The organism is Lactobacillus sp. C449L, assembly GCF_059900815.1.
In genome coordinates this window covers 1-442 of record NZ_JBWXGA010000279.1, presented here as the reverse complement: position 1 = coordinate 442, position 442 = coordinate 1, and the positions used below count along the sequence as shown (strand labels likewise).

Annotated in this window: 1 protein-coding gene; it reads right to left on the bottom strand. The window is 66.3% G+C overall.

Annotated elements, in window-relative coordinates:
• On the bottom strand, positions 1-442 hold a 442-nt coding region (locus tag AC2JF9_RS09385; protein WP_500727237.1), incomplete at both ends, for an NAD-dependent epimerase/dehydratase family protein.

Here is a 442-nt window from a genome sequence, read left to right as displayed (position 1 = left end):
GGACTGGCCGACGCCCACCTCGGCGGCGAGGTGGATGACGCTGTCCACGCCCCGGATCACCCTGGCGACCGCATCGCCGTTGCGGATGTCGGCGCGGACCAGCTCCACATCGTCGGGCAGGTCGTCGGGCCGTTCCCTGTCGCCGTGCACCTGCTCGATCAGGCTGTCGATGACGCGGACCTGGTGGCCTCTTTTCAGCGCTTCCCGGGCAACGGCGCGCCCGATGAACCCCGCGCCGCCGGTGATGAGGTCAGCCCCAAGCCCGCCGACGAGGAGATTCCCGGCGTTGCCACTCGCCGTGATCGTGTCGTTACCCTGGCCGCCAAACACCGACTGGCTACCAGAGGAGCTGCTCACGATCGAGTCATCGCCGAGATTGCCATAGATGCTCGAAGCGTTAGTTCCGGTCTGAGAAATGCTGTCGTTCCCCTGACCACCATAG